The sequence below is a fragment of the Protofrankia sp. CiP1_Cm_nod4 genome, assembly GCF_982290645.1.
In genome coordinates, this window is sequence record NZ_CEVIVC010000072.1 from 1 (window position 1) to 13740 (window position 13740).

The window sequence follows — 13740 nt, forward strand, 5'->3', positions numbered from 1 at the left end:
GGCCTCACCGGCCTCACCGGCGGCCCCCGCCCGGACAGGCTCCTCGGTGACGCCCGGGGCCGCCGGTGAGGCCGGTGAGGCCACGACCGTCGGTGAGGCCAGGGCCGGGGCCGTCGGTGACGCCGAGCCGCCGGCCGCCGCGGCCTCGCTCTACCAGTCCGTGCCGTTCCGGCAGGACACCTCGGTCCTGATGGTCGGGGAACGCACCAACACCAACGGGTCCAGGGCGTTTCGCGACGCGCTGATCGACGGCCGCTGGGACGACGTCGTCGAGATCGCCCGGACCGCCACCCGCGAGGGCGCCCACATGATCGACGTGTGTGTGGACTACGTCGGCCGGGACGGCACCGTCGACATGCGCGAGGTCGCCAGCCGCTACGCCACCGCGTCCACCCTGCCGGTCATGCTCGACTCCACCGAACCGCCGGTCATCGAGGCCGGCCTGGAGTGCCTCGGCGGACGCTCGGTGGTCAACTCGGTCAACTTCGAGGACGGCGACGGGCCGGACTCCCGGATCGCCCGGGTGATGCCGGCCGTCGTCGAGCACGGCGCCGCCGTCGTGGTGATGTGCATCGACGAGGAGGGCCAGGCCCGCACCGCCGAGCGCAAGGTACAGATCGCCGAACGGACGATCGACTATCTCGTCGGCCGGTGGGGGATGCGCACGGCCGACATCTTCGTCGACACGCTCACCTTCACCCTCGGCACCGGCCAGGAGGAGTCCCGCGGCGACGGGGCGGCCACCATCGAGGCCATCCGCGAGCTCAAACGCCGGCGTCCCGACGTCCAGACCATCCTCGGGCTGTCCAACATCTCCTTCGGGCTCAAGCCCGCCGCCCGGGTGGTGCTCAACTCGGTGTTCCTGGCCGAGTGCGTCGCCGCCGGGCTGGACGCGGCCATCGTCCACGCGTCCAGGATCCTGCCGACCGCGCGTATCCCGGACGAGCAGCGCGAGGTCGCCCTCGACCTCGTCCATGACCGCCGCCGCGAAGGCTACGACCCGCTGACCCGCTTCCTGGAGCTGTTCGAGGGTGTGGACGGCAGCGCCGGCGGGCCGACCCGGGCGCAGGAGCTGGCCGCCCTGCCGCTGGACGAACGCCTCAAACGGCGGATCATCGACGGGGAGCGCACCGGCCTGGAGGCCGACCTCGACGAGGCGATGCGCTCCCGCGACCCGCTGGCGATCATCAACGACACCCTGCTGGACGGCATGAAGGTCGTCGGCGACCTGTTCGGCTCCGGGCAGATGCAGCTGCCGTTCGTGCTGCAGTCCGCCGAGGTCATGAAGGCCGCCGTCGCCTATCTCGAGCCGCACATGGAGCGCACCGACGCCCGCGGCAAGGGCACCCTGGTGCTCGCCACGGTCAAGGGCGACGTCCACGACATCGGCAAGAACCTCGTCGACATCATCCTGTCCAACAACGGCTACACCGTCGTCAACCTCGGGATCAAACAGCCGATCGGCACGATCCTGGCCGCGGCGTCCGAGCACGACGCCGACGCGATCGGCATGTCCGGGCTGCTGGTGAAGTCGACCGTGGTCATGAAGGAGAACCTCGCGGAGATGAACACCCGCGGGGTGGCCGCCACCTGGCCGGTGCTGCTCGGCGGCGCCGCGCTCACCCGCGCCTACGTCGAGGGCGACCTCGCCGAGCTCTACCAGGGCGACGTCCGCTACGCCCGGGACGCCTTCGAGGGGCTCGCGCTGATGGACGCGGTCATGGCCGCCAAGCGCGGGCAGGCCCCGCCGCTGGCCGACGACCCGCGCACCGCGCAGCGCCGCGCCCGCCGGGAGCGCACCGAGCGGATCAGGGCCGCGCGGGCCGTCGCCCGGGCCGAGGAGCGCGCCGGGCAGCTCCCCACCGAGACGCCGCCGCGCTCGGACGTGGCCACCGACAACCCGGTGCCCACCCCGCCGTTCTGGGGGGACCGGATCGTCAAGGGCGTCCCGCTGGCCGACTACGCGTCCTTCCTGGACGAACGGGCGACCTTCCTCGGCCAGTGGGGGCTGCGCGGTGCCCGCGGCGGCGAGGGGCCGTCCTACGAGGAGCTGGTGGAGACGGAGGGACGGCCACGGCTGCGGATGTGGCTCGACCGCATCGCCTCCGAGCGGATGCTGGAGGCGGCCGTCGTCTACGGCTACTTCCCCTGCGTGAGCAAGGGTGAGGATCTGATCGTCCTGTCCGGGGACGGCGCGGAGCGGGCCCGGTTCACCTTCCCGCGTCAGCGCCGGGACCGCCGGCTGTGCCTGGCCGACTTCTACCGGTCGCAGGAGTCCGGCCAGGTCGACGTCGTCCCGTTCATGATCGTCACGATGGGCCGGCGGATCAGCGAGGTCACCGCCGAGCTGTTCGCTGCCAACTCCTACCGGGAGTACCTGGAGCTGCACGGACTGTCCGTGCAGCTCACCGAGGCACTCACCGAGTACTGGCACAAGCGGATCCGCGCCGAACTGCTGCTGCCGGACGGCACCCCCACCGGCGCAGCCGACGCCGACGAACTGGCCGCCGTCTTCCGCCAGGGCTACCGCGGCTCCCGCTACTCCTTCGGCTACCCCGCCTGCCCCGACCTTGAGCAGCAGGTCGGGGCGTTCGAGCTGCTGACACCGGGCCGCATCGGCGTGGAGCTCTCCGAAGAATTCCAGCTCGTCCCCGAACAGTCCACCTCGGCCATCATCGCCCACCACCCCGAAGCCAGGTACTTCGCCACCTGATCCCGGCCGTGCCGGGCCTTACCTACCCGATGCGGGACGTCCACGTACGCCGGGCAGCGACGTAGACGGCGTCGCCGCGGAACGTACGGTGTGCGTCGGTCAGGCCGAGCTTGGCGGCAACCCGGATCGACGCGGCGTTGTCCGGGCGGATCCGGGAGATGACCTCGTCGGCCCCTACCTGGGTGAAGGCGAACTCGAGTGCCGCCACTCCGGCTTCGGTCGCCAGCCCCTGCCCCCACCGGTCCCGGCGGATCGTCCAGGCCGCTTCGATGCCGGGCCAGCCCTCCGGCCGGTACAGCCCCGCGCGGCCGACGAACTCGCCGCTCGAGCGGTCTTCCGCGGCCCACATGCCGAACCCGCACAGATGCCAGTGGCCGGTCAGAGCCGCTTCCATGTCCCAGACGGCTTCCCGGTCGCGGGGGCTGCCGGTGTAGCGGGACATGTCCGGATGTGCCGCCATCGCGGTGTACGGGCCGACGTCTTCCGGTTGCCAGCAGCGCAGGATCAGCCCGGTCGGTGATGACTGTGGGAATGGTGACGGTCGTCGGCTGGCCGAAGTGCAGGGTCATGCGCCAGCGGTCAGCATCAGCCGCGGCGTCGGCCGCGAGCCGTTCCCGGAAGTCCGCCACCGGGGGCAGCCCGCGGTGGTCGGCGAACAGGCCGGAGAGGTCCTGGGCCCGCTGCACGACCGTACGGGTCGGGAACGCGCAACGACGTCCAGCGCGTACAGCTTGCCCGGCGCTGGTGCTCCGGGCACAGCATCGACGGTGCCCCGGCGCTCGCCCACGCGGTCCGTGTCGCGGTCGTCCTCGGCCGGCATCATCCGGCTGCCCCGCCCGCGCTGCCGGCCGCGGTCCTCCTGCACGACGCCCCCGCACTGGCCCCACCCGACCAGCTCGACCCGCTGGTGACGTCCCTGCTCGGCGCGGACACCCTCCGGATCATCCGCGTACTGGAAACCGAACATCACGCCATGACCGCCCCGACCATCGACAGCGAACAGACGCGTGACCGTGTCCGCGGGCTCGCCGCCGCCGACATGCCGGCGCTGCTGGCCACCGCCGACCAGGCATGCCAGAACCGGGCTCCCTCCCTCGGCCCGATTTGCCGCGGATCCGGACCGTTCCCATCCACGTGCTGACCGTGAAGGCAAGGCATTCGAGCTCGGGTCACGCCAAGCTGCCAGAGGGCTGGTCAGTCAGGAGAAGACGGCGAAGGAGCTCAGCCAAGGCCGAGTGATGACTACCGTATATGGCATGTCGATGACGCGTACGACCGTGTACCTGTCGCTGGACGACAAGCAGCGGCTGTCGGCTGCTGCGCGCCGGCAACGTCGCAGCGAGGCGGACCTGATCCGGGATGCCGCCGCAAGTTCAGCGCCTTCCGCCTGCTGCCGGCGGACAGGTAACGGTCACCGTCAACCTGGCTCGAGGAGGTCGCTGGCGGTTTGGCGCGACCTGCGGCCAGGGCGGGACCCAGGGGGTGGCTGTTGTCAGTGGACCTCGGGGGTGGCGGTCCGGGCCAGCTGGGACCATGTTCGTCCCAGCCTGCGACAGATCCGGGCGTTCCCACGCAGTACCGAAAGGATCAGTCATAAACGGTCGTCCACAGGGAGCTGGAGAGGTCCGCGAGGTGGGCCGGGGCTGGGATGATCCCTGTCACGTGTGCTGGTGTCGGTGCTGCCGGGACTGGTTGGCTGACAGGGATCCGGCCGTTGTCAGGGAGCCGGCCCGCCCCGAGGAGAGCAGGCCCTGGTGAATCCCCTGGACGTCGTAACTGCCGTGGCCGCCGTGGATCCTGGGGGTGCGGCCGGGTCTGGTGCGCACCGGCCGGTGACGTTCAGCAGCCGGTGCGCCCTGTGAACGCGGCGCGTCCCGTGCACACGGCCCGGTTCGATGCCCACGGCCTCGGTGATGGAGCGTTGTCGCTGAGCCCCGTAGGTGACGGGGCACGGGGGCACGACGGTGTCACCGCCGTTCTGTTCGACATGGACGGGCTGCTCGTCGACACCGAGCCGTTGTGGACGGTGGCCGAGCACGAGCTGGCGGCCAGCCTGGGCGCCCGCTTCACCCCCGAGATCAAGGCCGCGATGATCGGTCACGGCGTGGACACCGCCCTGCCGCTGATGCTGTCGATGCTCGGGGTGCCCGACGCCGACCCGCACGCCGCCGCCCGCTTCCTGATCGAACGGACCGCCGAGCTCTTCGGCGAGCCCGAGCGGATCGTCCCCATGCCCGGCGCCGTGGCGCTGCTGGACGCGCTGGCCGCCGCCGGGATCGCGACCGCGCTGGTGTCGTCGTCGTTCCGGATCCTGATGGATCCCGTGCTGGCCGCGATCGGCGCCGACCGGTTCGCGGTGACGGTCGCCGGGGACGAGGTGAGCCGGCGCAAGCCGCATCCGGAGCCGTACCTGACGGCGGCGCGGCTGCTCGGAGTCGACCCGACGCGCTGCGTGGTCCTGGAGGACAGCGAGGCCGGTGCCCGCGCCGGCCTCGACGCCGGCTGCCCGACGATCATCGTCCCGTCGCTACCCTCCGCGACGGCTTCGACGGCCCATCCGCTGGCCGCCGAGCTGACCGTCCGCCCGAGCCTGCACGAGGTCACCCTCGACCTGCTCGACCTCCTGGCCACCCAGCCAGCGAATGCCGCCCGCCCGTAACCACCCCGCCCCGGCCGGCTGACCACCGCCGCCTTCGCGCAGCCGTCCGATCCGAGCCCTGGTCGAGCCGGGCCGACGCCTTCACGGCTCGCCCCGGCGATCGCGGATCCGCCGAAGGATCCGCCATCGCCGCTCTCCCGCACCGAATCGGGGTGGGACGCAGATTTCGGCAGGATTGAACGCTAAGGATTGATCTTGGGTTTGTCCGTGCCGTCGGGGTGGATGGTGATGGTCCAGTCGCGGCTTCGGCGGATGCGTCGGAGGTCGGTGGCCAGGGCGGTGATGCGGTCGGTGGCGTCGTTGCCGGCGATGCCGAGGGTGAGGCCGTCGGGTTCGGGCTGGTAGGTCTGGGGTTGGCCGGCGGCGGCGCGGCGGTGGGCGACGAGGATCCGGGCGCGGAGTCGGGTCTGGGTGCGTGGGTCGCCGGTAAGGCCGCGGACGGTGAGGTAGCGGTAGGTGGGCCTGGGGGCGGTGGGGTCGGGTCGGCGCAGGTGCGCGAGGACGTCGCGGATCTGTTCGACGTCGGTGGCGCTGGCCGGGCGGCGGGTGCGTCCGCTGGCCCTGGGGATCCGGGTCGTCGGGGGTGCGGGCGAGTCGACGTGGTCGTTGTCCTTCACCGGATGACACCCCCATTGCACGCGAACTGTGCGCGTGTGTGGTCTGTCCGCGTTGTCGGTAACCGATTCGAACCGTGTTGTTACTGAGATGGTGTCAGATCGCTATGTTCGGCGGCTATGGCGATCGAGTACCTCTCGGAGGAGCAGGTCCGCCGGTATGGGGGGTTCGCACGGGATCCCTCGCCGGGGGAGTTGGAGCAGTTCGGGCGGATGGACAACGCGACGCTGGCGCTGGTGGCGTCGAAGCGGCGGGAGGCCAACCGGCTGGGCTGGTCGGTGCAGTGGGCGACGGTGCGGATGGTGGGCACGTTCCTGACCGACCCGGGTGAGGTGCCCGCGGTGGTCGCGGCGTTCATGGCCGAACAGGTCGGGGTGGCGGACCCGGGTTGCCTGAAGGGCTACCCGGACCGGTTGCCGACCCAGCATGAGCACGCCCGGGAGATCCGGGACCTGCTGAGCTACCGGCCGTTCAGCGTGGCGGAAGAGCAGCTGCGGGCGTTTGTGGCCTCGCGGGTGTGGACGTCGACGCCGTCGCGGCGCGAGCTGTTCGATCGGGCGGTGCTGTGGCTGCTGGGTGAGCGGGTGCTGCTGCCCGGGATCACGGTGCTGGCCCGGGCAGTCGCCGATGTGCGTGCCGTCGAGCAGGACCGGATCCACCTGGTGCTGCGGGAGGCGACGCCGGTGGAGATGCGCCGGGAGCTCGTCGGGCTGCTGCGGGTACCCGACGGCAAATACGTCTCGACGTTGGAGGAGATGCGCACGACAGTGACCGCGGTGTCCGGGCGGGGCATGGTCGGGGCGTTGGACCGGGTGTCGTCGGTGTGGGCGGTGGGGACCGGCGGGGTGGAGGTGGCGGCGGTGCCGCCGGTGAAACTCGCCGAGCTCGCCGCCTACGGGATGGCCACGAAGGCCACGACGATCCGGGGCCTGCAGGATGATCGGAAGGTCGCGACCGTGCTGGCCACGGTGCGCCATCTGGAAGCCGTCTCGGTCGACGACGCGCTGCTGCTGTTCGACATCCTGATGGCGACGAAGCTGCTGGCCCGCGCCGAACGGGTCAGCGACACCAAGCGACTCAAGACCCTGCCCCGCTTCCGTAAGGCCGCCGCGCGGGTCGCGGCCGCGGTCACCGTGCTCCTCGACGTGCCACCGGCAGGGCACGGGCAGGTGATGACCCTGGCGGATATGTGGGCCGCGATCGAGCAGGTCGTGCCGCGGGAGAACCGGCATGCACGCGGCCCGCGACGCCGTGGCCGCACTGCTGCCCCGCGTCGACTTCGCCGAGCTGCTGCTGGAGGTCTTCGAACGCACCGGCCTGCCCGACGCGTTCACCCACATCTCCGGGTCCGATGCCCGCCCCGCCGACTTCGATCTCAGCCTCGCCGGTGTCCTGGTCGCCGAGTCGACGAACATCGGCCTGGTCCCGGTGACGAACCCGGCGGTGCGGGCGCTGACCCGCGGCCGGCTGCTCGGTACCGACCAGGCGTACTTCCGCGCCGAGTGCATGGCCGTCGGCTCCGCCCGCCTCGTCGGCGCCCAGGACCAGGTCGACATCACCGCCGACTGGGGCGGCGGTCTGGTCGCCGGCGCCGACGGGATGCGCTTCGTCGTCCCGGTCCGCTCGATCGCAGCCCGGCCCAGCGCGAAGTACTTCGCGGGCTCGAAACGCCGCGCCGGCGCGACGTGGCTCAACGTCGTCTCGGACAAGGTGATGGGCCTGGGTGGTCTGATCGTGCCCGGCACCCCACGCGACAGCCTGCACATCCTCGACGCCCTGCACAACCTCGACGTCGACGAACCCCCCGAGATCATCACGACGGACACCGGATCGTATTCGGATCTTGTCTTCGGTCTGTTCGCGATCTGCGGCTACCAGTTCTCCCCGCGGATCGCCGACATCGGCGACATCGGCGACACCCGACTGTGGCGCACCCGCCCCGACGCCGACTACGGGCCACTGAACAGCGTCTCCGGGCACGTCGTGAACCTCGCCCAGATCGTCGAGCACTGGCAGGACATGCTCCGCGTCACCGGCTCCCTGATCACCGGAGAGGTCCGCGCCCACGACGTGATCCGGATGCTCACCCGGGACGGCAACCCGACTGGGCTCGGCCACGCCTTCGTCGCCTACGGCCGGCTGTTCAAGACCCTCCACGTCCTGCAAACCCTGCACGACGAGTCCTACCGGCGGATGATCGGCGCCCAGCAGAACATCACCGAGGCCCGGCACAACCTCGCCCGGCGGATCTTCTTCGGGAACCGCGGCGAGCTTCGCCAGCGCTACCAGACCGGCATGGAAGACCAGGTCGGCGCACTCGGACTCGCCCTGAACTGCGTGGTCCTGTGGAACACCTGGTACATCGACGCCGCCGTCAAAGCCCTCCACGCCGACGGGATGGAGCTGTCCGCCGAGATCCGGTCCCGGCTCAGCCCCCTGGTCTTCGAACACATCAACTTCCACGGGTCGTACCCGTTCGTCCGGCCAGGGTTGGCCGGAGACCTACGTCCCCTGCGTGACCCCGTCGAGGAGGAGCCGGGATAAGCCGCGTCTTCATCGACGTCACCCCGCGATCTCCTGTCGGCGCTGGCGGTAGGCGCGGACTTTGGCCCGATTGCCGCACTCCGCCATCTGGCACCAGGAACCGGAGCGGTTACGGGAGTGGTCGTAGAACGCCCATTGACACTGGGGGTTGGGACAGATCTTCAGCCGGGCCCAAGTTTCGTCGGCGTGGGCGGCGACGCTGAGCGCCAGGATCTGGCCCAGCACCCGATCGATGCCACTCGCCTCCGACAGAAGCTGCGGCGCGCCGTCCCGACCGAAACGCAACACGACACTGCTGCGCTGGACGGTTCGTTGCAGGATCTCGGGCACATCCTGGTCGAGGTCGCCCCCGCCCCCGTTCACGGCAGCCAGCCTGCGTAGCGCTTCTCGTAGGTCGACGGCACGGCGGCGGTCGTCGTCGTCCGGCGGGGCCTCGTCCCCGCGGACGAACGGGGTCGACTGTATCCAGTCACGCAGCCCGGCGGCGGTGAGCAGGCGGTCAACGCCCGTCTCGAGATCGTAGGTGTTGATGAAATCTCGGACCAGCTCCAACTCGCCCGGCGCGTCATGGCGCTTGCCTGTCATCGACATCCTCCGTTGCCAAGATCGATTGATGGGGTAGCTAAAGATCATGTTCGATGGCGCGGACCGCGTGCGCGACAAGTGCCACGCGGGGGCATCGCGCAGTCTTCCGATCGACTGCCAGGTGGTGCGCCGTCGGGGAACGTCCGCGCCTCGCCAGGGGCGGTTGGACCCGTCCAGTGGGACGCGCGAAGCTCGGAGCGATAACCACTCCATGTAATCATTTATGTCGTATAAGTAAAATTTTTACCCTAGATCTTCCAATGGTGTAACAAAAAGAAGTCAAATATGTGTTTTATGTCTCATTCAGATTCGCTCCGCTTAGGGTTGGCTACTACGCATGACACCGGCTAACCTCTTCACAGGTTACATCATCCTTGCTGGGGAGAGGGAACCGGACATGAGCGAAGATCGCGCTGGTTCGCCGGTCATGGTGAGCGGCCAAGCGGGAGGCGAAGAGCCCGTCGTGTTCCGCGGATGCTCCGAGTACGGCCCCGCGCAGATACACGCGGGTATCGGCGATCACGGCTACGGCGGTGCCTCGACTGGCATGAGGTTCGCCTGTTCCTCCGAGGGATCGCATCCCGCGGCGGGAGGACTCGTCGCCTTCTGCGAGCAGGTCGGCTGCGGTCATATGGAGCCCACGGCCGACCTGGGCGACCGGGAGTGCCGCTACTGCGGCACGGTGATGTCGGTGACTAGCCGGGTGGACCCGACGCGTTCGGTCACGCCCTCGCTTCGAGGGGAGCAGGGCGCATGAGCATCCTGGCTGCCGAGCCTGTCCACGCAGCCAATCGGGTACGGCCCCAGATCGCCTCCGGCCGAGGCATCTACCTGTACGACGAGGAGGGCCGGCGCTACCTCGACGGTTGTTCGGGCGCCGTCGTGGCGAACATCGGCCACGGCGTCACCGAGGTCAATGCGGCTATCGCCGCGCAGGCCGAGCAGATCGCGTTCGTGTACCGCACACAGTTCGACAACGCCCCGGCTGTTCGACTGCAGCGGCGGCTGGCCTCTCTCACCCCGGGTGATCTCGATGCGGTCACGCTGGTCAACAGCGGTTCCGAAGCGAACGAGGCGGCTATCCGGCTCGCCGTCCAGTACTGGCGGGCCGTGGGGCAACCGGGCAAGACGAGGATTCTGGCTCGCCGGACGAGCTATCACGGTATGACGATGGGTGCGCTGTCGCTGTCCGGGCATCCGCACCGCCGTGAGGGCCTCGAATCACTCCTGATCGACGTGCCGCGAGTGGTCTCACCGTATGCGTGTCCCCCCGGGCAGGGCCGCGAGTGGGCAGCCGACTGGGATCGCATGATCCGTGAGGTCGGCGCCGACCAGGTGGCCGCGGTGATCGTGGAGCCTGTGGTGGGCGCCGCCGGCGGCGCAATTCCGTCTCCGCCCGGCTACCTGCTCGAGCTGCGCACGATCTGCGACCGCCACGGGGTGCTTCTTATCGCCGACGAGGTCATGACGGGCCTTGGTCGGACCGGCGTCTGGTTCGCCTCCGCGGTCGACGGTGTCGTCCCCGACATCGTCACCGTCGGCAAGGGCATGAGTGCCGGTTACGCACCGATGGCAGCGATGATCACCCGTGTCGGGCTCGACCGGACGGTACGCGCCACAGGTACGGACCGGGTGTTCGGCCACACCTACAGTGGCAATCCCCTGGGCGCCGCCGCCTGTCTTGCGGTGCTCGACTACCTCGAAGACCATGATCTTCTGCTGCGTGCCCGGGAGGCCGGCAGCATTCTGCGCGAGGGGCTGCTGAGCCTCGCGCAGCGCCACCCCGCCATCAGCGACGTGCGCGGGCAGGGCCTCCTGCTCGGCATGGAACTCGCCGGCGTCGATGTCGGACCCCATGCCGCGCAGCGCCTCACCGACCTCGCATTCGACTGCGGCCTGCTGCTCTATCCAGCAGGCACCGACGAATCCCCCGACGCCGTGATCATCGCACCGCCACTAGTCATCGAGGACGGGCAGCTTGACGAGCTGTTGGGCCTCTTGGACGAGTCACTCACGCTCCTCGAGCAGTAGGTCCCCGCCCCATCCCATCCCACCCCGCAATGGAGGAAGACGATGGACCTGCAGTGGAACGACGAACAGCAGGAACTCCGTGACGGTTTCGCCGAGTTCGGCCGAAGGGAGGTCGCGGCCCGGGCGGACGCATGCTATCGGTCCGCGCGTTTCGACCAGGAATCATGGCAGGCGCTGGCCGACACCGGATTCTGGCGGCTACCCGTCCCCGTCGAGTTCGGAGGTGCCGGCCGTAGCTGGTGGGAGTTCGCCGCAGCGCTGGAGGGGCTCAGCTCCACCAGCACCGACCTGGGATTCCTGCTGTCGATCGTCGCGCACAGCGGCATCATTCGCGGCCTGGTCGACTTTGGCAGCGAGGCCCAACGGGAACGTTGGCTGGAGCGGTTGATGTCCGGCGCGGTCGGGGCGACCGCGATGACCGAGGACACCGGTGGCTCGGATGTTGCCCGGGTCGCGACCAAGGCCACCGCCGTCGACGGCGGCTACTTTCTCACCGGCGCGAAGCGACACATCACCAACGCCCCCGTTGCCGATATCGCGCTTGTCCTGGCCCGTATTCCCGAACTAGGCGCCAGCGACATCACCGTCTTCATCGTCGAACGAGGCCAGCCCGGCCTGAACGCCGGTGAACCGGAGGTGATGTTCGGCAACCCGACGAGTCCGACCGGACCGTTGGACTTCCACGAGGTCTTCATCGACACCAATGGTGTGATGGGAACTCCCGGCGACGGCCTGCAGACCATCTACCGGGTAATCGCGATGGATCGTCTGCTGTACGGCATCATTGCCGCCGCCTTCATCGAGCCGATCTTGGCCGAAACGCTGCTGTACGCCCGCAACCGCGACGCGTTCAAGGCACCGATCGCCGACCACCAGTATATCCAGGGCCGGCTGACCGACTTGCGGATCACCAGCGACACCGTCCGCGCCGTCTCCTACACCGCCCTCGACCAGCTCCTGTCCGGCCATCCCGCCGCGTCCGCCACCTGCTCGGTCGCGAAGATGCTCGCCTGCGAGGGGCTGTGCCAGGCGACACAGCACGCCATGGCGATCTTCGGGCATCGCGGCTACATGCTCGGTCCGATCACCCGTGCCGCCGCCGACGCACTCGGAACCCGCATCGCGGGCGGTACCAGCGAGATGCAGCGCAAGAACATCTTCAACCAGCTCCTGCGCCTGCACGACGCGAAGGAGGTCTCGCCGTGGCTCACCTCGGACCTCAGCCTGGCATGACCGCACAGCTGATCCATACGGTCGCCGAGATCGACTGCGCCGATCGTTGGGCCAACGAACTCCCCGTGCTCGCCACCCCGGTCCTGCTCTGGCTCGCCGAACTCGCGTGCATGGACGCGACCGCGACCGCGGTCGACGGCAGCCAGATGACCCTGGGGCTGAGCCACTCCAGCACCCACCTCGCCCCCACCCTGCTCGGCGACACCATCGTCATCAACGCCACGCTGACGAAGGTGGAAGGCGGAACCCTCGAGTTCACCGTGCACGCCGACGACTCGAACGACCGCATCTTGAGCGGCATCCACCAGCGCGCCGTCGTCGACCGCTCGCGCTTTCTGCGCCGACTCGAAAGCAAACGGGCCACGCACTCTCGCCAGGCCGTGGCGATCGCCGCTGACCATCCGGTTCCCACCGACCCCCGATCCGGAGGGCAACGATGACCACGATGACCACCGCGCCCGGTGACCGCAGCATCGGTGTGCTTGGCACCGGCTCCTACCTGCCCGAGGCGGCACGCGACAACGACGAGATCGCACGCCGCTACGGCGTCGACAACAACTGGATCATCCGCAAGACCGGTATCGCCGAACGCCGTATCGCCGCGCCCACCGAGGCCACATCGGACCTGGCCACCGCGGCCGGCCAGCGGGCCCTGGAAGCCGCCGGTGTCGACGCGGCCGACCTCGACCTGGTGGTCGTCGCCACCTCCTCGCCCGATCAGCCACAGCCCGCGACCGCCTGCATCGTGCAGGCCAATCTCGGAGCGTCGCACGCCGCAGCCTTTGACATGAACGCCGTCTGCACCGGTTTCGTCTACGCCACCGCGGCCGTGGCCGCGATGATGCGCGGTACTCCCGGCATGCACCGAGCGCTGGTCATCGGCGCGGACACCTACTCCCGCATCCTGAACGATCAAGACAGGTCCACCAGCGTACTGTTCGGTGACGGTGCTGGCGCGGTGGTCCTCGGCCCGGTACCCAGCGGCTATGGCGTCCTCGCCAGCGATCTGAACGCCGACGGACGGCTCGCCGATCTCGTCACCGTCCCGGCGGGTGGCAGCCGCCAGCCTGTCTCACCCGAAGCTTTGGCGTCACGCAAGCACCTGTTCCACATGAACGGTCGCGAGGTGCGGCAGTTCGTCTGGCAGGTGGTCCCGGCGGCCGTCCTGGCGATACTCGCTGCCACCGACACCACCGTCGCCGACCTCGATCTCGTCGTACCCCACCAGGCCAACGGTGTCCTGGTCCGTGACTGCCTCGCCAGTCTCGACTTCGACGAGGACCGGGTGCACTACACCGTCGATCGCTACGGCAACACCGGCGCCGCATCCGTCGCCGTCACCCTTGACGATGCCGTCCGC

The 13740-nt window shown here is 69.6% G+C and carries 12 protein-coding genes and 1 pseudogene; 9 read left to right on the forward strand and 4 right to left on the reverse strand.

From position 1 onward, the window contains the following. On the forward strand, window positions 1–2713 hold a 2713-nt coding region (locus AC5LSR_RS14670; protein WP_493465104.1), incomplete at its 5' end, for a methionine synthase. Between the two features lie 22 nt (window positions 2714–2735). Here the strand turns inward: AC5LSR_RS14670 and AC5LSR_RS14675 are convergent. Both AC5LSR_RS14675 and AC5LSR_RS14680 read right to left on the reverse strand, forming a co-directional pair. Next, window positions 2736–3173, reverse strand: a complete 438-nt coding sequence (locus AC5LSR_RS14675; RefSeq protein WP_445548373.1) for a GNAT family N-acetyltransferase — start codon at window positions 3171–3173, stop codon at window positions 2736–2738. Window positions 3174–4371: 1198 nt separating this feature from the next. Then, window positions 4372–4539, reverse strand: a complete 168-nt coding sequence (locus AC5LSR_RS14680; RefSeq protein ID WP_250291249.1) for a hypothetical protein — start codon at window positions 4537–4539, stop codon at window positions 4372–4374. A gap of 95 nt (window positions 4540–4634) precedes the next feature. On the opposite strand from AC5LSR_RS14680, the gene AC5LSR_RS14685 reads away from it, so the two are divergent. Beyond that, entirely contained in the window at window positions 4635–5372 is a 738-nt protein-coding gene (locus AC5LSR_RS14685) for an HAD family hydrolase (RefSeq protein WP_445548637.1), read from the forward strand. 182 nt (window positions 5373–5554) lie between these two features. On the opposite strand, the gene AC5LSR_RS14690 is transcribed toward AC5LSR_RS14685, so the two are convergent. Next, a complete protein-coding gene (locus AC5LSR_RS14690; protein WP_250282026.1) occupies window positions 5555–5989 on the reverse strand; it encodes a hypothetical protein in 435 nt (144 codons plus the stop codon). Between the two features lie 117 nt (window positions 5990–6106). On the opposite strand from AC5LSR_RS14690, the pseudogene AC5LSR_RS14695 reads away from it, so the two are divergent. Continuing rightward, window positions 6107–6556, forward strand: a pseudogene (locus AC5LSR_RS14695) (DUF4158 domain-containing protein); the annotation flags it as partial. Between the two features lie 661 nt (window positions 6557–7217). Next, window positions 7218–8531, forward strand: coding sequence for a transposase (locus AC5LSR_RS14700; RefSeq protein WP_250282027.1), 1314 nt, complete (start codon window positions 7218–7220; stop codon window positions 8529–8531). A gap of 18 nt (window positions 8532–8549) precedes the next feature. Here AC5LSR_RS14700 and AC5LSR_RS14705 read toward each other — a convergent pair whose 3' ends face one another. Then, window positions 8550–9116, reverse strand: coding sequence for a CGNR zinc finger domain-containing protein (locus tag AC5LSR_RS14705; RefSeq protein ID WP_250282029.1), 567 nt, complete (start codon window positions 9114–9116; stop codon window positions 8550–8552). 397 nt (window positions 9117–9513) lie between these two features. On the opposite strand from AC5LSR_RS14705, the gene AC5LSR_RS14710 reads away from it, so the two are divergent. From AC5LSR_RS14710 to AC5LSR_RS14730, 5 genes are all read left to right on the forward strand, one after another. After that, window positions 9514–9873 carry a hypothetical protein gene (locus tag AC5LSR_RS14710; protein ID WP_250282031.1) on the forward strand — a complete coding sequence of 120 codons (360 nt, stop codon included), beginning with the start codon at window positions 9514–9516 and terminating at the stop codon, window positions 9871–9873. Continuing rightward, window positions 9870–11147, forward strand: a complete 1278-nt coding sequence (locus AC5LSR_RS14715; RefSeq protein WP_250282032.1) for an aminotransferase class III-fold pyridoxal phosphate-dependent enzyme — start codon at window positions 9870–9872, stop codon at window positions 11145–11147. The genes AC5LSR_RS14710 and AC5LSR_RS14715 overlap by 4 nt, the downstream gene beginning before the upstream one ends. Before the next feature lie 42 nt (window positions 11148–11189). Next, on the forward strand, window positions 11190–12380 hold the full coding sequence (locus AC5LSR_RS14720) for an acyl-CoA dehydrogenase family protein (RefSeq protein WP_250282033.1): 1191 nt from the start codon (window positions 11190–11192) through the stop codon (window positions 12378–12380). After that, a complete protein-coding gene (locus tag AC5LSR_RS14725) occupies window positions 12377–12820 on the forward strand; it encodes a thioesterase family protein (protein WP_250282034.1) in 444 nt (147 codons plus the stop codon). Before AC5LSR_RS14720 ends, AC5LSR_RS14725 begins: the two co-directional genes overlap by 4 nt. Further along, on the forward strand, window positions 12817–13740 hold a 924-nt coding region (locus tag AC5LSR_RS14730; protein ID WP_493465102.1), incomplete at its 3' end, for a 3-oxoacyl-ACP synthase III family protein. The genes AC5LSR_RS14725 and AC5LSR_RS14730, both read left to right, overlap by 4 nt.